Source organism: Streptomyces sp. NPDC036764 (genome assembly GCF_055609385.1).
Map to the genome: position 1 here is coordinate 362,372 of NZ_JBVJPT010000001.1, position 19,789 is coordinate 382,160.

A 19,789-nucleotide genomic window follows, 5' to 3' on the forward strand; every position below is an offset into this window, starting at 1 on the left:
TCAGCGACCCGACGCGGCGCCGACGCTGTTCTTCAGCTCCAGCACGAGCTGCGGGCTGAGAGCGGCACCGGCGCGGTTGGCGAACACGGTCATCTCGTAGGCGATGTTGCCCAGCTTGGCCTCCTTGTCGGCGACCACGCCGAGCACGGCGCCGCTGCCGATCGCGGAGACCAGGACGTGGCCGCCCTCAAGGTCGATGATGACCTTGTTCAGGCCGCCGAGGCCGTAGTTGCCGGAGGCTCCGGCGGCGAGGCTCGTGATGCCGGAGACGATCGCGGCGAGCCGCTCGGAGTCGGCCTGCTCACGCAGTTCGGACACGGCGATGAGCAGCCCGTCGGACGACACGGCGATGGCGTCCACGACGCCGGCCGTCTCCTTCGCGAAGCGGTTCAGCAGCCAGGTGAAGTCGGCTGCGGCGGCCTTGAGTTCGGCCGTCGTGGCGCCTTCCGCCGGGGTGCCACCTGTCGACGTGCTCACTGCTGCGCTCCTTCCGGGAGGCCGTTCTGGTTGTGCGTGTGGGGGGTTGTGCGTGGGGCGGCCTGTTCTCCAGGCCCGCCGTTGTCGCTGCTGTGGTCCCTGCCGTCGGTGTCGGCGTCACCGCGGCTGTCGCGGTGCGCTCGCTCCACGGCCGCCTCGAACTCCTCCATGGCGGCCCGCACCTCTTCCGCGTCCACGGTCCGCGCGGCCTGCCGCGACACCGCGGGCCGCTCGGCGGTGTCGACGCCCGTCGTGCGCAGGGTCGCACCTCGCACGCGGCGCCGCAGGGGGCGGGCCTCGCCGTTCACCGGCGTCCCGTTCGGCGCGGGCTCGCTCTCGCGCTGGGAGACCCGGCGAGGCAGAGGCCGCGGCCCGTCGGAATCCCCGTCGTCGTCGTCCCGTACGGCGTCCTCCCGCGCGGCGGGCGAGGGCACCGGCCCGGTGGCCGCGGTGGCAGGGGCGGCAGCGGCGTCGTCCGCCTCCGGCGCCTTCGCGGCCGCGGCGACCGCCGTCAGCGCCGCCGTGGCCGTCGCCCCCGTCGTACTGCCCGTCACCAGCAGCGACGACGGCACCGTCACCTCGGCCGTCACACCACCGCCCGGTGTGCGTGACAGGGCGACCGTGATCTCCCAGCGGCGCGCCAGGGTACCGACCACGAACAGGCCGAGGACCTTCGTCGGTACGACGTCCAGCCGCTCGCGGCGGATCAGGCGCTGGTTCTCCTCGTCGAGGCGCTCGGGGCTCATGCCCAGGCCGTGGTCGGCGACGACGACGACCGCGTCGTCGCCCGCGGCCGACACCGCCACCTCGACCGGGCTGCCCTCCGGCGAGAACGACACCGCGTTCTCCAGGAGTTCGGCCATCATCAGCGTCAGGTCGCCGATGACCTCCGGCTCCACCCTGACCTCGGTCCGCGCGCGCAGCTCCACACGCTGGTAGCCCTCGATCTGGCCGAGCGAGGCGCGTACGACGTTGGTGAGGGAGGTGGGTCCCGAGTCGAGGACGGCCTCGTGGATGCCGGCGAGCAGCATCAGGCTGTCGGCGTTGCGGCGCAACCGGACCGCGATGTGGTCGATGGAGTAAAGCCGCTCCAGCAGCGCGGGGTCCGTCTCGCCCCGTTCCACCGCGTCGATCAGGGTGAGCTGCCGGGTCGTGAGGTTGCTGACCCGGCGGCCCACGTTGCCGAACATCTCGGCGACGTTGCGCCGGCTGAGCACCTGCCGCTCCAGCAGCGCGGCCGCCGTGGTCTGCACCTGGTTGAACGCCTCGGCGAGTTCGCCGATCTCGTCGCGGGCCGTCACCGGCATCTCGCGCAGCCGCGGCGGGCCGTCGTCCTCGGCGTCGTCGTCGGCCACCCGGGCGAGCTCCCGCTCGGCGACATCGGCGACCTGCCGCGCCGCGCCCGTGAGGGCCTGCACCGGGCGGACCACCGAGCGGTGCACCAGCGTCGCGAGGACCAGCCAGACGGCGAAGCCGAACACGGCGAACCCGAGCAGCAGCACCGCGCGCCAGGCGGCCGATTCGGAGGCGCTGTCCGCCTCGTCGGCGATCTGGTGGATGAGCGAGGTGGTGATGCCGAGGCGGGTCCTGGCCTGGTCGCGGTAGGCGCCGTAGGAGTCCAGCGCCGTCGCGAGCGAGCTGCGGATCTCGGCGGCCGAATCGCCCTGCAGGGAGCCGGGGTCGATCTGGAGGTCGGTGTACTGCCGGCTGATGATGCTCTGTGCCGCCGTGTACCTGATCCCGTCGAGCTGCGCGGCCTGCGAATCGGTCGCGAACCTGGCGAACCGTTCGGCCTGATGCGTGTACTCGTCGTAGGAGCCGATCGCGCCGATGAACTCGATCAGCGCGTTGGAGTCACCGGTCGACGCGGAGAACACGCCGGTCTCGAAGGCACCGTGGGCCGCACCGGCGCGCAGCAGCGAGTCGAGGACGTTGCCGGTGAACCCGGTGGCGAGATCGGGGTTGCGGTCCAGGCCCAGACCGTCGATGAGGCCGTCCGCGGCGTGCGTGTAGGCGGGGTCGATGTTGCTGGCGGGCAGATATCCCTGCTCGACGGTCTCACGCAGACTGCTCAGGCCCTGGACGCTCTTGAGAGCCTGCGCCTCGGTCTCGGGCAACCGGTCCCCGAAGGCGTCGCGCACCCGCTGGACCTGGGCGTCCACCATGGTCTGGGCGGTGTGGTAGGCGGCACTCGACGGCTGGTCGCCCTCGGTGGCCTCGTGCCGCACGGACAGCACGATCGCCTGCTGGTGCTCCGCGGCCAGCCGGTCCACGAGTGTGGCGACCTCGGCGCTCTCCCGCACCAGTTGGGCGGCGCCCGCCGCGTTCCGCGACTGCGCGGTCTGGTCCGCGATGAGGTAGGCCAGCAGGACGGCGACCACGGCCAGCGGCACCCGGACGAGGAGGTTCAGCTTACGTCTGAAGGGCCAGCGGTCGGCGAAGCCGCGTATACGACGCGGGCGGGATGCGCCCTCCTCGTTCGTGGACACCGAGTTGCCTCCTTCGTGGGCGTCGCACTGGGCGCGAGGTCTCACGTGACCGCTGTTGATCGAAGTGAACCGGCATTGTCCGGGGGACAGTACCGCCCTTTGAATGCCGTGACCGGAACTGTACGTCAAGAATCCGTTACAGCCCCCTGCACCCAAAGGGTCCCGCCTTCACATCACGGCACAACTGCCCGTTACCTTCCGTTTTTTGAGGCCAATCGGTGACCTGACCGGTCTTGACTGACCGAGAACAGGCTGGATTGGATCAGTGGAAGAGCTTTCCCAACGCCTGAATCCGGAACGGGAACCGTGACTTTCACCGCTTCACGCAGCAGGTCCCTCAGGAGCCATCCCGGCGCGGCCGCGGTCGCGCTCGCCGCCACGGCGGCGCTGCTGGCGGGATGCTCCTCCTCGGACGACAAGTCCGACCCTCTGGCCGGGGACGGGGCGGCGAGCGGCGACACCGTCGTCGTCGGCTCCAACAACTTCGCCGAGTCCATCCTGCTCGCCGACATCTACGGCGAGGCCCTCAAGGCCAAGGGCATCAAGGTCACCTACAAGCCCAACATCGGCAGCCGCGAGACGACGTACGGCCTGCTCAAGAACGGCTCCATCACCGTTCTGCCCGAGTACAACGGCTCGCTGCTCGCCTACCTCGACCCGAAGGCGCAGCAGGACTCGGCCGACGCCGTGAACGAGGCGGTGAAGGGCAAGCTGGACGCGAAGCTGACGCTGCTGGAGTCCTCGCCGGCCGAGGACAAGGACTCCGTCAGCATCAACGCGGAGACGGCGAAGGAGCACAAGCTCACCGCCGACTCCAGCCTCGAGGACCTCAAGGACATCGCCCCGGACCTGGTGATCGGCGGCTCGCCGGAGTTCCAGACCCGCCAGCAGGGCCTGAAGGGCCTGGAGTCCGAGTACGGCCTGAAGTTCAAGTCGTTCAAGGCGCTGGACGCGGGCGGCCCGCTGACCCAGGCGGCGCTGACGAAGAACACCGTGCAGGCCGCGGACATCTTCACGACCGACCCGACCATCACCAAGGAGGGCTTCGTCGTCCTGAAGGACCCGAAGAACCTCTTCGGCTTCGCGAACGTGACCCCGCTCGTCTACAAGAGCGGTCTGTCGAAGGAGGGCGTCGACGCCCTCAACGCGGTGTCGGCCAAGCTGGACACCAAGACGCTCCTGGACCTGGACTCCCAGGTCCAGCTCGAGAACAAGGACCCGCTCGACGTGGCCAAGGACTGGCTGAAGTCGGCCGGCCTCGGCTGACGCACGGCAGGCTCCCGCGGGGTTGTGACGGTCGCCCGTCACAACCCCGCTTTGCTGCCCGGTGGCCGACGTGGAAGGTGGCGTCCCGTCGGGTGGCTGTCGGTCACGCTTGGCGGACTCCCGCCACCCGGTCCGTCAAGGGCCCGAGTTCCGCACGCGCGCGTGCCGCCGCCCCGACCGCGACCGCGTCGGCGCCGAGCCCGGCCGGCAGCACGCGGACCAGATGGCCGCTGACGGGCGGCTCGGCGGTCAGCGCGCCATGGATCGAGCGCTCCAGCAGGGCCCAGGAGCGGCTCACGCCACCGCCGACGACCACCGTGGTGACGTCCAGCAACCCGGCCGTGACGAGCAGGGCACGGGCCACGGCGGCACCCGCCTCCTCAAATACGGCGACCGCGTCCCCGTCGCCCGAGGCCGCCGCCTTCGCGACCTCCCGGGCCGTGCGCGGGAGACCGGCGCGCTCGGCGTACCGGGCGGCGATCGCACGGCCGGAGGCCAGCGTCTCCAGGTGCCCGCGCCCGCCGCAGGTGCACGGCAGAGCGCCGAAGCCGGGCACGTGCCCGATCTCGCCCGCCGCACCGTGCGGGCCGTCGTACAGCCCGCCGTCCAGCCACAGTGCTCCGCCGACACCGGTGCCCAGCGTCATCCCGAGCACATGCGGCGCGCCCGCCACCGAACCGGCCGTCGCCTCGCCGCGCAGGAACGCGTTGACGTCGTTGTCCAGGAACGCCGGCACGCCCAGCGCCTTCTCGACCGCCGCCGTCACCGCGAACCCCGCCCAGCCCCGGAACGAGTCGCTCGCCACCAGCACCCGCCCGGCCCGCGCGTCCACCACGCCCGCCGCGCCCACCCCTACGCCGAGCAGCCGCCCGGGCGTACGGCCGAGCAGCAGTCGTACGGCATCCAGCGCGGCGCCGACCATCGCCGCGCCGCCGTCCGCCGCCGGGGTGGACACGCCGACGCGGTCCAGGACGCCGAGATCCGGGTCGCACAGCACCACCTGCGTCGTCGTACCGCCGATGTCGACACCGGCCAGCACCGCACGCGTCACGCGCCGGCCCCCGTCCCGAGAGTCGCCCGGCTTTCCCGGCGCCGCCGTTGCAGCACCGGATCCGGCACGGGTACGGCCGCGATGAGCCGGCGCGTGTACTCCTTCCCGGGGTTCAGCAGGGTCGCCATGGTCGGCCCCTGTTCCTCGATCCGCCCGTCCCGCAGGACGACGACCCGGCGCGCGAACTCCTGGACGACGGCCAGGTCGTGGGAGACGAGCAGACACGCGAACCCCAGCTCGCGCTGCAACTCGGCGATCACCTCCAGCACCGTCCGCTGCACACTCACATCCAGGGCGCTCGTCGGCTCGTCCGCGACCAGCAGCCGGGGCCGCAGCACCAGCGCCCGCGCGAGGCTCACCCGCTGCCGCTGACCGCCGGACAGCTCGCGCGGCCCACGGTTCGCCAACTCCGTCGGCAGGCGCACGAGTTCCAGCACCTCGGCGACCCTGGCCCGCCGCTCGGCGGCCGTCATGCCCCGCCGGTGCACCCTGAGCGGCTCGGCCACGCACTCCGCCACGCTCATCCGCGCATCCAGCGAGGCCACCGGATCCTGGAGCACCACACCGACGCCGGACAGCAGGGCACGACGCTTGCGCCCCCGGGCCCGCCCCAGATCCGTGCCGAACAGCGACACCGAGCCGGAGACGGGCGCGACGAGCCCGAGCGCGACCCTGGCCGCCGTCGACTTGCCCGACCCGGACTCGCCCACCAGGCCGACGGTTTCACCGGGACGGACATCGAGGGAGACACCGTCGAGGGCCTGGACCCGCCCGAACCGCACGGACACGTCCCGCAGTCGCACCACCGGTGCTTCGACCGTCGCGGGAGCGTCCTCGCCGCTGAGCCGCAGCCGGGGCACCGCGGCCAGCAGGCCACGCGTGTACTCGTGCCGCGGCCGCAGCAGTACGTCCTCCACGGTCCCCGTCTCCACGACCTCGCCCCGCAGCATCACGGCCACCCGGTCCGCGAAGTCGGCGACCACGCCCATGTTGTGCGTGACCAGCAGCACGCCGGTGCCCGAGTCGGCCGCCAACCGCCGTAGCAGATCAAGGATCTCGGCCTGCACGGTCACGTCGAGCGCGGTGGTCGGCTCGTCGGCGACGAGCAGGGCCGGAGAGTTGGCGATCGCCATGGCGATGACGACCCGCTGACGCTGCCCGCCCGACAACTGGAAGGGAAAGGCCGAAGCCCGCTTCCCGGGCTCGGGAATGCCGACGCGGCGCAGGAGCTCGACCGCCTCGCCGGCGGCCTGCGACCGTGAGACCTTCCGGTGGTTCCGTATGACCTCCGCGATCTGGGAGCCGACCCGGGTCAGCGGATCGAGGGCGGTCGCCGGCTCCTGGAAGACCATGGAGGCGGTACGGCCCCGCAGCCTGGCCAGCGCGGCCTCCGGCGCGCCCACCACGTCGGTGCCGTCGACCACCACCCGCCCCGAGGCCCGTGCGGTGCCCGGCAGCAGCCCCATCGCGGCGAGCGCCACGGTCGACTTGCCGGACCCCGACTCCCCGACCAGGGCCAGCGTCTCGCCCGGCCGCACGTGCAGCGACACCTGACGCACGGCCGGCACGTCACCCGTGCCGGTGGAGAAGGTCACGCCCAGATCGGCGATCTCCAGGATGTTCATCCGCGTCCCTTCACGTCGAAGGTGTCCCGCAGCCCGTCGCCGATCGCGTTGAACGCGCAGACGACGAGGATGATCGCAAGGCCCGGCGGAACGATCAGCCACCAGCGCCCGGAGTACGCCGCCGTCAGACCCGCCGACAGCATGCCGCCCCAGTCGGTCTTCGGCGGCTGGACACCCAGCCCGAGATACGACACATACGCGACCAGCAGGATCGCGTCCGCGACCTGGAAGGTGGCGGCGACGACGATCGTCGACACCGAGTTCGGCAGGATGTGCCGGCGGATGGCCCGCCCGTGCGTGCCGCCGGTCGCGCGCAGGGTCAGCACATAGTCCCGGTTCTTGAGCGTGAGCGTCTCCGCCCGCACCAGCCGGGACGGCACCAGCCAGGACACCAGACCGAGGATCACGATCAGCCCGAGCGTGCCCGGTGAGGTGATCGCGGAGACGACCAGCAGGATGAACAGCGCGGGGATCGCGATCCCGGCGTCCACGACCCGCATCATCACCGCGTCCACCCAGCCGCCCGCATACCCCGCCACCGCACCCCACAGCGTCCCGATGACGGTAGCGAGCACCCCGGCCGCGAGCCCGACCAGCAGCGAGACCTGGCCGCCGTACATGAGCCGCCCGAGCTGGTCGTGCCCGACGGCGTCGGTACCGAGCCAGTGCGCTCCGCTGGGCGGGAGGTTGACCTGGGTGAGGTCGGTGTGGGTCTGGTCGGTGGAGTGGAGGAGGGGACCGATGAAGCAGAAGAGGAGGAAGAGGCCCACGACCGATACGCCGGCCACCGCGAGTTTGTTGCGCGCGAAGCGCGCTCTTAGGGGCGCGGGGCTGTTTCGATTTACGGCTCCGCCGCGGGGCGCGCCCAGCCCCCACCGGCGCGCGGCTTCAACACGACCACTCACGCGCGCCCCTCCTTAACCCGAGGATCGACAACCCGCTGCACCACATCCGCAAGCAAGGTCCCCACAACCGTCGCGACGGAAATCACCAGGACACACCCCAAAAGCACCGGATAGTCGGACGACTGGGCCGCACTCCAGAACAACAGCCCCATCCCCGGATAGTTGAAGAGCTGCTCGACCACCAACGCCCCACCGAACAGCACCGGCACGTAGTACCCGAGCATCGCCACCACCGGCGTCAGGGAGTTGCGGAACACATGCCGGAACAGCACCGCGTACTGCCCGGCACCCCCGGCGCGAGCCGTCCGCACATAGTCCTCGGACAGGTTCTCCAGCGTCGCCGCCCTCATGTACCGACTGAACACGGCCACCATGGACGCGGCCCCAGTCACGACCGGCAGCACCAGCGCCGCCGGATCCGCGAGCACCTGTACCAGGGTGTCCCCTTGGGGCGCCAGCGAGGGGAACCAGCGCAGGGTCTGCGTGAACACCAGCACCAGGATCAGGCCCAGGAAGTACACCGGCGTCGAGTACGCCACGAAGCTCAGCGTGGTGATGACGTAGTCGGCCGGCTTGTTGCGCCGCACGGCCTGCCACATGCCGAGCGGAACGGCCAGCAGCAGCCCGACCAGCGCCGACAGCACGGTCAACACCAGTGTCTTCGGCAGCCGTTGCTCGATCAGCCGCGAAACCGCCTCGTTGAGCGTGTACGACGTCCCGAGGTCACCCTGCGCCAACTCACGCAAGTAGTAGACGTACTGGACGGGCATCGAACGATCGAGCCCCTGCTCGTGGTTGAACGCGGCGATCTGCTGGGCCGTCGCCTGCGGGCCGAGGATCCCGCGTGCGGGGCCGCCGGGCAGCGCGTGCAGCAGGCAGAACACCACGATCGTCACGATCAGGATCACGGCGAGGGCCTGGAGGAACCGGCGGGTGAGATACAACAGCGTGCCCATGCGTCAGCCGGTCCACTTCCACTGCGCCGGGTGGAAGTTGGCGAGTGAGTCCTGGGAGAAGCCGCCGAGTCCGCTCCTGACGACGGAGATCTGGTAGACGGGCTCCGGCAGCCAGATCACCGGCAGGTCCTTGGCGAGCGCGGCACTGTAGTCCTGTACGGCACTGGTCGAACTCGACGTGGTGGAGGCGGAGATGAGCTTGTCGACCGCCGGGTTGGTGTAGTTGCCGAAATTCGAGCCGCCGCCGGTCTGGAACAGCGAGTCACCGGTCGGGAAGGCGGGGAAGTACCAGCTTCCCGCCGTGCCGAAGAAGGACAACTGCCACTTGCAGATCGACTGGTCCGCCTCGCACTGCGGGGTCTGCGCCAGCACCGAGTTGACCGGCGCGGTCTTGATGGAGAACTTGATGCCGCTCTTCGCCAGCGAGGACTGGATCGCGCTCATCATGTTGTCGGTGACGGTCGAGCCGGACTGCGACAGCACCTGCATCTCGAACTCGGTGCCCTTGGCCACGCCATCACCGCACTGGGTGGCGCCGCTCCCGGGGTCCGTGCAGGTCATGACCCCGCCCTGCTCGGTCCAGCCGTGGCCGGTCAGCAGCTTTCGGGCGGCCGTCGTCGAGAACGGGTACGGGTTGTCCTTCTGCGCCTGGGAGACGAAGTCGGACGCCTGCCCCTGCGGGACCGGGCCGTAGCCGGCGACTGCCGTGCCGTTGAAGACGACCTTGGCGAGACTGGCCTGGTCGATGGAGCGCTGGACGGCCTGGCGGGCGTAGAGCTGCTTGAACACGGCGCCCATCGCAGGGTTGTTGAAGTTGTACGGCATGTAGGTGATCGCCCAGCCGGACCACGGCTTCACCTCGTACCCCTGCGCGGTGAAGCTGTCCTTCTGGTCCAGGTCGGTCGCCTCGATGTAGCCGTAGTCGACGCTGCCGGAGCGCAGGGCGTTCTTCTCGGCCTCCGCCGTGGTGAAGGGGAGCAGGTTCACCGTGGGGATGGCCGGCTTCTCACCGCCGTCGTACTTCTTGTTGGCGGTGAGGACCACCTTGCCGGCCGTCGAGTACGACTTGACCGCGTACGGGCCGCTGATGGTCTTCCACAGCGCGTTCTTGTCGTAACCGCCGATGTTCTTCGCGGCGTTGTTGAGGACGGTCCACACCTGCTTGGCGTCGCCGCCCTTGTCCCACACGTGCTGCGGGAGCGGGGTGATGGAGCTCAGCTCGTTCGCCAGCATCCACTGCGGGTTGTAGGCCTTGTCGAAGGCGATCGTGAAGTGGCGGTCGTCCTCGGCCTTGAAGGACGTCCAGTTGTCCGGCGCCTGGCCGGGGTTGTAGCCCGCCCACTCCTTCTTGTTCGCCTTGATCAGGTCGAACCAGAACCGCACGTCACGGGAGGTGATCGGCTTGCCGTCGCTCCAGTGCCGGTCGCCCAGCGTGATCCGCACGCTCTTGCCGTCCGGCGCGAAGTCGGCGGCGGTGGCGACCGAACCGGCTTTGTTCCAGGCGATCTCGCCGGTGGAGCCGTCGTAGGCGATGAGCGGCTCCCACAGCGTGTTCGCGATGGAGATGTTGTTGGTGTTCAGGTGCGCCGCGGTGCCGATCGGCAGGATCCAGTTCGGCGTGAAGTTCGCGGGCAGCGCGTAGTTGATGGAGTCGCGTGATCCGGACGAGGTGCCGCTGCTCCCGGAGCAGCTTGCGAGCAGCAGGGTGCCGGCGGACAGGGCGGCGGAACCGGCGAGGAGTCTCGTGCGAGCAGGGGACATGGCTCTCCTCAGGGGACAGAAGCGAGGTGCAGTCAGTGAACGCCGCGTCTGTTCGAAGAAACAGGAGTGCCGTTGTAAAAAGTCTGTTTCTGCTGTTCTGGAAATAGCCGGGAGTGGCTTCCGCGGGCCTACTCTCGCTGTCCCGGCCGCAGATGACGGAAGTAACTTCGTCCATGACTGAAAAAAGTGGGTCGTTGACCCGGCGCATCCTCGAACTCCTCGCCTCCGGGCAGGCGTCCACCCGCACGGAGTTGTCCGAACTGCTCGGCGCGGCGCCGTCGACGGTCTCGTTCGCGGTGGGCAAGCTGCTCGACTACGGCCTGGTCACCGAGGAGGGCACCCTGTCGTCCAACGGCGGACGGCCGCGCAAGGTCCTCCGGCTCGGCGGCGGCGACGGATACGCCGTGGCGGCCGAACTCGGCGGCAGACACGCCCACGTCGGCGTCGTCCACCCCGGCGGCGGCCTCACCGACGTCTCCACCGTGCCGTTCGCGACGGCCGACGGCCCCGAGGCATCCCTGCCCGCACTCGTGGAGACCCTTCAGGGCCTCGCCGACCGGCACGGGTCAGAACTCCTCAGGGGCGTCGGGCTCTGCCTGCCCGGACCGGTCGACGTCGAGCCGGGCCTGGTGACGCTGCCCGCGCGCATGCCCGGCTGGAACCGCTTCCCGGTACGGGACTGGCTCCAGGAGCGGTTCGGGGTCCCCGTGGCCATCGAGAACGACGCCAACTGCATGGCCGTCGGCGAGCACAGCGTCCGGCCCGCCGGCCAACGCCAGGCCATCATGGTGAAGGCGGGCACCGGCATCGGCGCCGGCGTCATCGCCGACGGCCGCCTCTACCGGGGCGGTTCGGGCGCCGCCGGCGAGATCACCCACGTCCGCGTCGAAGCAGCCCACGACATCCCCTGCTCCTGCGGCAACACCGGGTGCCTGGAGACGGTCGCCTCGGGCGCGGCGCTGGTCCGCATCCTGCGCGAGCGCGGTCTGGAGGTGACGTCCACCGAGGACGTCGTACGGCTCGCGGGCGACGCCGACCCCGAGGCCACACGCGCGGTCCGGCAGGCCGGCCGCTATCTGGGCATGGTGCTCGCCGCCAACGTCAACTTCTTCAACCCCGACGCGGTGTACCTCGGCGGCATCCTCTCCACGCTGGAGCCCTTCGTCGCCGCCGTCCGCAGCCAGTTGTACGAAGGCTGCCACCCTCTGGTCACCGAGCACCTGGTCATCGAGCGGGCCGGCCTCGGCGCCGACGCCGGCCTGGTCGGCGCGGGCCAGTTCGCGCTCCAGCGGGCCCTCGCCCACGCACTGCACTCCGTCACCGGCACCCACCCCTGAAACCCACGCCCCCACCCTGCCGGCCGCCCCCACCCTGACCCACGCCCCACCCCGCCCGCCGCCCCGCCAGACTCCGGAGGAGCCATGCCCCAGCCCCGTCCCGTTCTCGCGATCGCCGGCCTCGGCATCGAGTCGTCGACCTTCTCCCCGGCCCGCACCGAGGCCGCCGCCTTCCACCCGCTGCGCGGGCAGGACGTCCTCACCCGCTACCCGTTCCTGGCCCCGGGCGAGCCGCTCGGGGAAGCCGCCGACTGGCGCGGTGCGCTGGTCGGCAAGGCGCTGCCCGGGGGCACGGTCACGGCCGCCGCGTACGCCGAGCTGTCCACGGAACTCATCGACCGGCTCAGGGACTTGGGGACGGTCGACGGTCTCTGGTTCGACATCCACGGCGCGATGACCGTCGAGGGGCTCGACGACGCGGAGGCCGACCTGCTCACCCGTGTCCGCGAGGTGATCGGCCCGGACGTCCTCGTGTCGACGTCCATGGACCTGCACGGCAACGTCTCCCGCCCGCTCGTCCACCTCAGCGACCTGATCACCTGCTACCGCATGGCCCCGCACGAGGACGCCATGGAGACCAAGGAACGGGCGGCCCGCAACCTCGTGGACCTCCTGGCGAGCGGTGCGCCCCGCCCGGTCAAGGCGTGGGTCCCGGTGCCGGTGCTGCTGGCCGGGGAGCAGACCTCCACCCGTATCGAACCGGCGAGGAGCGTGTACGCGGCCGTGGCCGAGGTGGCGGCGGCCGACGGTGTGACCGACGCCGCGATCTGGGTCGGGTACGCCTGGGCGGACGAGCCCCGCAACCACGCCGCGGCCGTGGTCACCGGGCCCGAAGAGGCAGCCGTCGCCGCCGGTGCCGAGCGGCTCGCCCGCGGATTCTGGGACGCCCGGCACGACTTCGCCTTCGTCGCCCCCACCGGCGCCCTCGACGACTGTCTCGACGAGGCCCTCGCAGACGGCGCCCTCCGCCCCTTCTTCATCAGCGACACCGGCGACAATCCGACGGCGGGCGGCGCGGGAGACGTCACCTGGGGACTCCAACACGTGCTGAACCGGCCGGAGTTCAAGGACCCGTCCGGCCCGGCCGTCATCTACGCCTCCCTGCCGGGACCGTCCGCGGTCGACACGGCGGTGCGGGCGGGCGTCGGTGCGACGGTCACCGTCACCGCGGGCGCCGAGGTCGACGACCGGCACTCCGGGCCGCTCACGATGACCGGCGTGGTGCACTCGGTCCGGCACGGCGACCGGGACGCCGGGACGGAGGCCGTGCTGCGGGTCGGGAGCGTGCACGTGATCCTGACCCGGCTGCGCAAGCCGTATCACCTCGAACGCGACTTCACCGAGCTGGAGTTGGACCCGCGGACGGCCGACGTCGTGATCGTGAAGATCGGTTATCTGGAGCCCGAGCTCTTCGCCATGGCCGCCGACTGGAAGATGGCTCTGACCCCGGGCGGTGTGGACCAGGAGCTGGTGCGGCTCGGCCACCGTCGTATCCGCAGGCCCATGTTCCCCTTCGACCCGGCGATGCCCGACCCGGACCTCACGGCCCGGATCGTCGAGCCCGCGAACCGGCCGCCGGCTCAGTCCGCCTGACGGGCGTCCGCGATGAGCTGGTCGATCAGGGCGATCAGCACGTCCCGGCAGGACTCGCGCTCCCGCGCGTCGCACAGCAGCACCCGTACGTCCTCCGGCAGCGCGAGGGACTCCCGGACGTCCTCGGCCGGGTAGGGGTGTTCGCCGTGGAAGCCGTTGACGCCGACGACGAAGGGGATCTCGCGCCGCTCGAAGAAGTCGATCGCGGCGAAGCTGGACTCCGGCCGGCGCACGTCGACCAGCACGACGGCCCCGAGCGCGCCGATCGCCAGGTCGTTCCACATGAACCAGAACCGCTGCTGGCCGGGCGTACCGAACAGATACAGCACCAGCTCGCTGCTGATGGTGATCCGGCCGAAGTCCAGGGCCACGGTCGTGGCGCGCTTGTGCTCGATGCCGTCGAGGTCGTCGATGCCCAGGCCCGCGGTGGTCAGGGACTCCTCGGTGCGCAGCGGGGCGATCTCGCTGACCGACCCGACCATGGTGGTCTTCCCGACGCCGAAGCCGCCGGCTATGAGGATCTTGACCGTTTCGGGCGGAGCGACCGCCCCCACGGTGGTGTCAGAGCCGGCCAAGGCCGTCCCTCACTTTCTGCAAGAGGTCCAGGTCCGGGGTACGGGGGGTGACGGGGTGCGGCGGGTGAACGGTGATCAGGCCCGCCTCCAGCAGATCGCAGAGCATGATGGCGACCACGCTCACCGGCAGGTCCAGATGGGCCGCGAGCTCCGCCACGGCGAGCGGCCGGGCGCAGCGCCGCAGGATCCGCAGTTGCTCGGGCTGTGGACGAGGTGCCCGCTCCGGCGGTGGATCCACCGCCGTCACGGTTGTGATCAGGGTGAAGTCGGTACGGCTGGGCCGGGTGCGTCCTCCGGTCAGTGTGAAGGGACGTACGAGCCGGCCCGCCGAATCGTCTCCGCCCACCTCACGCGCCAGGGCCGACATGGGCCCGCGGTGCCGCCGAGAGGTGCTCGCCGATCTTCTTCACCAGCATGTTCATCTGGTACGCCACGACCCCCACATCCGCGCCCTGGTTGGTGAGGACGACGAGGTGGGCGCCGGGGCCGGCGGAGGTGAGGATCAGATAGCTGTTGGCCATCTCGATCAGCGCCTGGCGCACCGGTCCGCCTCTGAAGTCCATGCTGACGCCCTTGCTGAGGCTCATCAGGCCGGACGCGGTCGCCGCCAGCCGCTCGGCGTCGTCGCGCAGGAACCCGATGGACTTGCTCACCACCAGGCCGTCCTCGGAGAGCACGACGGCGTGGTTGACGTCGGCGACCCGCTCCACGAGTCCGGTGAGCAACTGGTCGAGCTGGGTGTCCGTGGCTGGGGTGGGGCGTGTCATGGCGGTGTCCTTCATGAGCGGTCGGCGGGCGGGGTGGAGGACGTGGGAGCGGCGGCCTGCGAGGCGGCGGCGGAATCGGCCCTGGGCGGCGTGTCGGAGGCGACGTCGTCACGCGCCCGCCGCACGGCCGGAACCCGCTGGTCCACGGCCTCGGCCGCGTCCGATGCCAGGTCGCCGTCGTCGCCGCGGGCCTGGAGAGTGCCGCGCTGGAAGCCGGCCAGGGCGGCCGCGCCCGGGTGGTTTGCGGGGTCGAGCGAGTCCGGCGTCTGGTCGTCGTCGCGGGCCTGGAGCGTGCCGTGCTGGGATCGGGCGGGGGTGTCCGGGCCTTGGCGGTTTGCGGGGTCGAGCGGGTCCGGCGTCTGGTCGTCGTCGCGGGCCTGGAGCGTGCCGTGCTGGGATCGGGCGGGGGTGTCCGGGCCTTGGCGGTTTGCGGGGTCGAGCGGGTCCGGCGTCTGGTCGCTGTCGTCGTCGCGGGCGCGGAGAGTGCCGCGTTGGAAGCCGGCCAGGGAGGAGGCGGCCTGCTCCGCGGTGAAGTCCTCGTCGTGGCCGTTCTGTTCGGCCGGGGCCGACTCCTCGCGCAGCTCTGCCGCAAGGCTCGTCTGCGGCACCCGGCGCGGCAGCGGCGAGAGGCCGTCCGGGCGGGCGCCGGGCTCCGGGGCCGGGGCGGTCGCGGTACGGGCCTGCGCGACGGGGCGGGCCTCCCGTACGGGCTCCTCCGGCTCGGCGGCCCCGGCGTGCCCCACCTGTTCCCGGTCGGCCCCGGGCAGGTCCCGCACCACGACTTCGTGCGGGATCAGCACGATCGCCGTCGTGCCGCCGTACGGCGAGGAGCGCAGCGTGACCGTGATGCCGTGCCGCCTGGCGAGCCGGCCGATCACGAACATGCCGAGCCGGAGGTCGTCGGCGAGCGCCACCACGTCGAACTGCGGAGGCTCGGCCAACTGGGCGTTGAACGCCGCGTACTCCTCTTCGGACATGCCCAGACCGCGGTCCTCGACCTCCGCGGCCAGCCCCTTGGCCACCATCGCGGCCCGCACCCCGACCGGCGCCGGCGCGGGAGAGTACAGCGTGGCGTTCTCGATGAGCTCGGCCAGCAGATGGATGACGTCGGCCACCGCGGGCGGCGCGAGATGCACCTCCTCCTCGGTGTGCACCTCCACCCGCCGGTACTCGGCGACCTCGCCGACCGCGCTGCGCAGGATGTCGATCAGCGCGACCGGCTCGCTCCAGCTCCGGCCCGGCCGCTCACCGCTGATGATGACGAGGTTCTCCTCGTAGCGGCGCAACTGGCTGGCCGTGGAGTCCAGTTCGTACAGGCCCTTGAGCACCTCGGGATCCTGGTGCGCGCGCTCCAGCGCGTCCAGCTTGGTGAGCTGGAGGTTGACCAGGTTCTGGCTCTGCCTGGCGATGCCCAGGATGATCTTCTGGAAGCCGCGCCGGGTGTCGGCGAGTTCGACGGCGGTGTGCACGGCGGTGCGCTGCGCGGTGTTGAACGCCATGGCCACTTGCCCGAGTTCGTCGCGGCCGTAGTCCAGTGGCGGCGTCGCCAGCTCCACGTCGACCTTCTCGCCCCGCTCCAGCTTGGCCACCACATCGGGCAGCCGCTCCTGTGCGAGACCCAGGGTGGCCTCCCGCAGACCGCGCAGCCGCCGGGACAGCGAGCGGGTGATCCGCCACGACATCCCCACGCACAGCAGCAGGGCGATCAGCCCGCCCGCGCTCAGCGACGCGGCCTTGATCAGCAGGCCGCGCGCCTCGTCGCCGCTGCGCTGGAGCAGTCCGGACGTCTGCTGCCGGATCAGCACCGAGTACTGGTCGGAGACCTCGACCAGCGCCGCCCGCCACTCCTTCTGGGCGTCCGGAACGGCGATGGACCCGTCCTCACCTGCCGTCGCCCGCGCCGCGAGCACCCGGTCCTCGACCCGCTCCAGGGTCCGCCACTGCGGGCCGGCCAGGATCCGCTCCGTCTCCGCCTTCGCGTCCCCGGTGAGCGAGGGCAGGATCTGGTCCTTGACGAGCCAGCGGCGGGTGTTCACCAGCTCCGTGAACTGGGTCCACCTCTTCTCGTCCATCCTCCGCGACGGTGACGCCAGCGTCAGCAGCGCGTCCTCCCGGGAGACCAGTTCCGCCGCGTGCTCCAGCGAGACGAGCGGCCCGGCCTGCGAGGTGAGGTCGCCGTCGTCGACCTGGGAGAGCTCCTGGAAGGCGTGGATCTGGTCGTCGATGATCGACGTGTACTGACCGAGCGCCTGTACGGCGGAGATGTCGGAGGGGTTGTCCACCTGGCCCCGGTAGTACTCCAGGCTGCCCACGGACGCGACGACCGAGTACAGCCGGTCCTTGATGCGGGCCGGCGCCATCTGGATCGCGTCCGACTGCGCGAGCAGTTTGGCGACCGCCTTGTCGGTCTTGCCGCGCTGCGCGTCCAGCGCCGTGCGCGCCGAGTCCTGCCGTGTGGCGAGCCATACGGCCGAGAAGCTGCGCTCCCGCTGGAGCGCGAGCGTGGCCTCGGTGCCCATGGCCCCCGTCGATTTGCTCAGCCCGGTCTGCGACCGCAGCCCCAGGCCCTCCGAGAACATCTGGATCGTCGTCACGCTCCAGACGGCGGCGAGCGTGACGCCGGGTACCAGCGCCAGCAGGATCAGGGAGAGACGGATGGAGCCGAGGCGGCGCCGGGGACCTGTCCGTGGAGACATTGTCGTCCTAGGGCGATCAGCGGAGGGCGGGCGGGGTCAGCGCGAAGGAGCTGGGGGACGTCAGGACGAGCGCCAGGGGTGACTGCGTGTCCGGCACGTCACAAGGGGTGCGCAGGATGCTATCCGTACACGTGAGCGTACGCGTCATGCGTGACCGATTCTTTGGTGACACCGTCGGGGGAACTGTCCGCTCAGCGGGTTCCGTTGGCGGCGAACTCCGCGACGGAGGCGACGTTCGCCTTCGTGACGAAGGCGGGCCCGGTGAGCACGGGCGCCTCGCCGCCGCCGAGGGTGTTGCCGTTGGTGCGGTAGAGCCAGAGCGAGTCCACCGCGAGATAGCCCTGGAGATAGGGCTGTTGATCCACCGCGAACTGCACGTCCCCGTCCTGGACCGCCTTGACCAGGTCCTTGTTCAGGTCGAAGGTCGCGACGTGGGCCTTGGCGCGGGACTGGTCGACCGACTTCACCGCCGCCAGCGCGAACTGAGCGCCGTTCGTGACCACTTCGTCGATGTCCGAGTTCTGTTTCAGCCGGGCCCCGATGGTCGCCGTCACCGCGTCCATGTCGGTGCCGTCCACGTAGAGGTTCTCCGTCTCGCCGCCGAACGCCTTCTTCACGCCCGCACAGCGTGCCTCCAGGGCGACGTTGCCCCGCTCGTGGATCACGCACAGCGCGTGCTTGGCCTTGAGGTCGTCCAGCTTGTCGCCGACGGCACGACCCGCGACGCTCTCGTCCTGGCCGAAGTACTGGAGGAGCCCGGCGGACTTCCAGTCGTCTATACCTGAGTTGAGGCCGATCACGGGTATCCCGGCCGACCGGGCCTCGGCGACCGGACCCGCCATCGCCGCCGGCTTGGCGAGGGTCACCGCGATGCCGTCGACCTTCTGCCGGATCGCGTCCCGCATCAGCTCGCCCTGGCCGGCCGGGTCGTCGTCGGCGGCGTAGGTCAGCTCGACGTTGTCCTTGGAGGCCGCCACCTGCGCACCTTTCTGTACCAGCTCCCAGAAGGCGTCGCCCTCACCGCCGTGCGTGATCAGGGCGATCTTCAGCCGTGCGCCGCCTGTCGTCTTCGCGCCGGACGCGTCGTCGGTCCCGCCGACGGCGGAGCACCCGGCCAGCAGCAGACAGGCGGCGGCCGGGAGGGCTGCGAGGCGAACGCGGGCGGGGGAGGGGGGTGGAGTCTTCATGAGGGTGCGGCACCTCGCTGTGCGGCCGAGCCGGAGGAACGAACGAGAGAATGGCCGGCTCCGAACGGGAGGTTCGCCGACCAGGTGAACTCTCGCTGTGGCGGAGCCAATCGCGTGTGACCATCGGTAGTCAAGTGTGCAACAACACCGTGTAAGTCGTTGCTGCCACATCGTGATGAACGCTGGCGGGAGGGCGAACCGGAACCTGGGCCGCCGCTGTCGATTGCGTCCGCAAAGCCGTCAATCCGGCTTGCGCGCCACCGCTCCGTACATCGCGATGTCCTCGTCCCGCGTCACCTCGGTACCCCTGCCGTCCGGGCGCCACTTGTGGACCTGGGCGATGCCCGGCTCGACGAGGTCCAGACCGGTGAAGAACTCCGCCGCCTCACTCTGGGTGCGCAGCTTCATCGGCATGCCCCGCGCCGCGTACTCCCGGGCCACCCGGCCGACCTCGTCCGGCGCGAACTCGGCGGTGCCGATGGACATCGCGAGGTAACTGCCCGCCGGAAGCGGTTCGAGCAGCCGGCGCACGATGCCGGTCGCGTCGTGCTCGTCCAGCATGAAGTGCACGATCGCGATGACGGCGAGTGCGACCGGCTTACCGAGATCGAGGGTCTCGCGGAACGCCGGGGCGGCGAGAATGCCCGCCGGGTCGCGCATGTCGGCCTCGATGTACGCGGTTCTGCCCTCGGCCGTCCCGGACAACAGCCCCTCGGACAGCTTCAGTACGAGGGGATCGTTGTCGACGTACACGACCCGTGCCCCGGGCGCGACCGACTGCGCGATCTCATGGATGTTGGGCGAGGTGGGTATCCCGGAGCCGACGTCCAGGAACTGCCGCACCCCCGCCTCCGCGGCGAGGTAGCGCACGGCACGGTTCATGAAGTCCCGGTTGGCCCGCATGTGGACGGGCAGCGCGGGCCACTCCCGCACCATCGCGTCGCCGGCCTCCCGATCGGCCGGGTAGTGGTCCTTGCCGCCGATGATGTAGTCGTAGATCCGGGCGGAGTGGGGGTGTCCGGTGTCGATGTCGTCGGCGGCCATGAGTGCCTCCTGGGGGCTTCGGCATCATCAATTACGCATGCATGCCTAGAAGTTGGCGTT

General features: G+C 70.9%; 16 protein-coding genes. 3 read left to right on the top strand and 13 right to left on the bottom strand.

Features of this window, described 5'->3' with window-relative positions; all coding sequences use genetic code 11:
• Both ACZ69Q_RS01550 and ACZ69Q_RS01555 read right to left on the bottom strand, forming a co-directional pair.
• On the bottom strand, nt 1-477 hold the full coding sequence (locus ACZ69Q_RS01550; RefSeq protein WP_471034406.1) for a roadblock/LC7 domain-containing protein: 477 nt from the start codon (nt 475-477) through the stop codon (nt 1-3).
• On the bottom strand, nt 474-2,966 hold the full coding sequence (locus tag ACZ69Q_RS01555; RefSeq protein WP_471034409.1) for an ATP-binding protein: 2,493 nt from the start codon (nt 2,964-2,966) through the stop codon (nt 474-476). The genes ACZ69Q_RS01550 and ACZ69Q_RS01555 overlap by 4 nt, the downstream gene beginning before the upstream one ends.
• A gap of 306 nt (nt 2,967-3,272) precedes the next feature.
• Here ACZ69Q_RS01555 and ACZ69Q_RS01560 point away from each other — a divergent pair, with 306 nt between their 5' ends.
• On the top strand, nt 3,273-4,232 hold the full coding sequence (locus ACZ69Q_RS01560) for an ABC transporter substrate-binding protein (RefSeq protein WP_471034415.1): 960 nt from the start codon (nt 3,273-3,275) through the stop codon (nt 4,230-4,232).
• 103 nt (nt 4,233-4,335) lie between these two features.
• On the opposite strand, the gene ACZ69Q_RS01565 is transcribed toward ACZ69Q_RS01560, so the two are convergent.
• From ACZ69Q_RS01565 to ACZ69Q_RS01585, 5 genes are read right to left on the bottom strand one after another with little or no spacing between them, the layout of a single operon-like run.
• On the bottom strand, nt 4,336-5,283 hold the full coding sequence (locus ACZ69Q_RS01565) for an ROK family protein (protein ID WP_471034418.1): 948 nt from the start codon (nt 5,281-5,283) through the stop codon (nt 4,336-4,338).
• A complete protein-coding gene (locus ACZ69Q_RS01570; RefSeq protein WP_471034422.1) occupies nt 5,280-6,908 on the bottom strand; it encodes a dipeptide ABC transporter ATP-binding protein in 1,629 nt (542 codons plus the stop codon). The genes ACZ69Q_RS01565 and ACZ69Q_RS01570 overlap by 4 nt, the downstream gene beginning before the upstream one ends.
• Entirely contained in the window at nt 6,905-7,777 is an 873-nt protein-coding gene (locus ACZ69Q_RS01575; RefSeq protein ID WP_471039987.1) for an ABC transporter permease, read from the bottom strand. Before ACZ69Q_RS01575 ends, ACZ69Q_RS01570 begins: the two co-directional genes overlap by 4 nt.
• A 32-nt stretch (nt 7,778-7,809) precedes the next feature.
• Nucleotides 7,810-8,769: an ABC transporter permease gene (locus ACZ69Q_RS01580; RefSeq protein WP_471034426.1), complete on the bottom strand. Its 960-nt coding sequence runs from the start codon at nt 8,767-8,769 to the stop codon at nt 7,810-7,812.
• A gap of 3 nt (nt 8,770-8,772) precedes the next feature.
• Nucleotides 8,773-10,530, bottom strand: coding sequence for a peptide ABC transporter substrate-binding protein (locus tag ACZ69Q_RS01585; protein WP_471034431.1), 1,758 nt, complete (start codon nt 10,528-10,530; stop codon nt 8,773-8,775).
• Between the two features lie 152 nt (nt 10,531-10,682).
• Here ACZ69Q_RS01585 and ACZ69Q_RS01590 point away from each other — a divergent pair, with 152 nt between their 5' ends.
• Both ACZ69Q_RS01590 and ACZ69Q_RS01595 read left to right on the top strand, forming a co-directional pair.
• A complete protein-coding gene (locus ACZ69Q_RS01590; protein ID WP_471034435.1) occupies nt 10,683-11,867 on the top strand; it encodes an ROK family protein in 1,185 nt (394 codons plus the stop codon).
• A gap of 84 nt (nt 11,868-11,951) precedes the next feature.
• A complete protein-coding gene (locus ACZ69Q_RS01595) occupies nt 11,952-13,460 on the top strand; it encodes a M81 family metallopeptidase (RefSeq protein WP_471034441.1) in 1,509 nt (502 codons plus the stop codon).
• On the opposite strand, the gene ACZ69Q_RS01600 is transcribed toward ACZ69Q_RS01595, so the two are convergent.
• The 6 genes from ACZ69Q_RS01600 to ACZ69Q_RS01625 all read right to left on the bottom strand — a co-directional run bounded on the left by ACZ69Q_RS01600 (nt 13,448) and on the right by ACZ69Q_RS01625 (nt 19,729).
• Entirely contained in the window at nt 13,448-14,035 is a 588-nt protein-coding gene (locus tag ACZ69Q_RS01600) for a GTP-binding protein (protein WP_471034447.1), read from the bottom strand. The two genes, ACZ69Q_RS01595 and ACZ69Q_RS01600, sit on opposite strands and share 13 nt — an antisense overlap.
• Complete coding sequence (locus ACZ69Q_RS01605; protein WP_471034452.1) at nt 14,022-14,402, bottom strand: DUF742 domain-containing protein; 381 nt, start codon at nt 14,400-14,402, stop codon at nt 14,022-14,024. Before ACZ69Q_RS01605 ends, ACZ69Q_RS01600 begins: the two co-directional genes overlap by 14 nt.
• Complete coding sequence (locus tag ACZ69Q_RS01610; RefSeq protein WP_030961072.1) at nt 14,383-14,802, bottom strand: roadblock/LC7 domain-containing protein; 420 nt, start codon at nt 14,800-14,802, stop codon at nt 14,383-14,385. The genes ACZ69Q_RS01605 and ACZ69Q_RS01610 overlap by 20 nt, the downstream gene beginning before the upstream one ends.
• 11 nt (nt 14,803-14,813) lie before the next feature.
• Nucleotides 14,814-17,498: a sensor histidine kinase gene (locus ACZ69Q_RS01615; protein WP_471034457.1), complete on the bottom strand. Its 2,685-nt coding sequence runs from the start codon at nt 17,496-17,498 to the stop codon at nt 14,814-14,816.
• A gap of 191 nt (nt 17,499-17,689) precedes the next feature.
• Nucleotides 17,690-18,685 carry a substrate-binding domain-containing protein gene (locus ACZ69Q_RS01620; protein ID WP_471034460.1) on the bottom strand — a complete coding sequence of 332 codons (996 nt, stop codon included), beginning with the start codon at nt 18,683-18,685 and terminating at the stop codon, nt 17,690-17,692.
• Nucleotides 18,686-18,925: 240 nt separating this feature from the next.
• A complete protein-coding gene (locus tag ACZ69Q_RS01625) occupies nt 18,926-19,729 on the bottom strand; it encodes an SAM-dependent methyltransferase (protein WP_471034463.1) in 804 nt (267 codons plus the stop codon).
• Nucleotides 19,730-19,789 lie beyond the last annotated feature (60 nt).

Excerpts from the sequence above, each read along its gene's own strand:
- ACZ69Q_RS01595 (WP_471034441.1), top strand. The coding sequence starts at position 11,952 with ATGCCCCAGCCCCGTCCCGTTCTCGCGATCGCCGGCCTCGGCATCGAG.
- ACZ69Q_RS01625 (WP_471034463.1), bottom strand. The coding sequence starts at position 19,729 with ATGGCCGCCGACGACATCGACACCGGACACCCCCACTCCGCCCGGATC.
- ACZ69Q_RS01570 (WP_471034422.1), bottom strand. The coding sequence starts at position 6,908 with ATGAACATCCTGGAGATCGCCGATCTGGGCGTGACCTTCTCCACCGGC.
- ACZ69Q_RS01615 (WP_471034457.1), bottom strand. The coding sequence starts at position 17,498 with ATGTCTCCACGGACAGGTCCCCGGCGCCGCCTCGGCTCCATCCGTCTC.
- ACZ69Q_RS01620 (WP_471034460.1), bottom strand. The coding sequence starts at position 18,685 with ATGAAGACTCCACCCCCCTCCCCCGCCCGCGTTCGCCTCGCAGCCCTC.
- ACZ69Q_RS01605 (WP_471034452.1), bottom strand. The coding sequence starts at position 14,402 with ATGTCGGCCCTGGCGCGTGAGGTGGGCGGAGACGATTCGGCGGGCCGG.
- ACZ69Q_RS01590 (WP_471034435.1), top strand. The coding sequence starts at position 10,683 with ATGACGGAAGTAACTTCGTCCATGACTGAAAAAAGTGGGTCGTTGACC.
- ACZ69Q_RS01585 (WP_471034431.1), bottom strand. The coding sequence starts at position 10,530 with ATGTCCCCTGCTCGCACGAGACTCCTCGCCGGTTCCGCCGCCCTGTCC.
- ACZ69Q_RS01580 (WP_471034426.1), bottom strand. The coding sequence starts at position 8,769 with ATGGGCACGCTGTTGTATCTCACCCGCCGGTTCCTCCAGGCCCTCGCC.
- ACZ69Q_RS01610 (WP_030961072.1), bottom strand. The coding sequence starts at position 14,802 with ATGACACGCCCCACCCCAGCCACGGACACCCAGCTCGACCAGTTGCTC.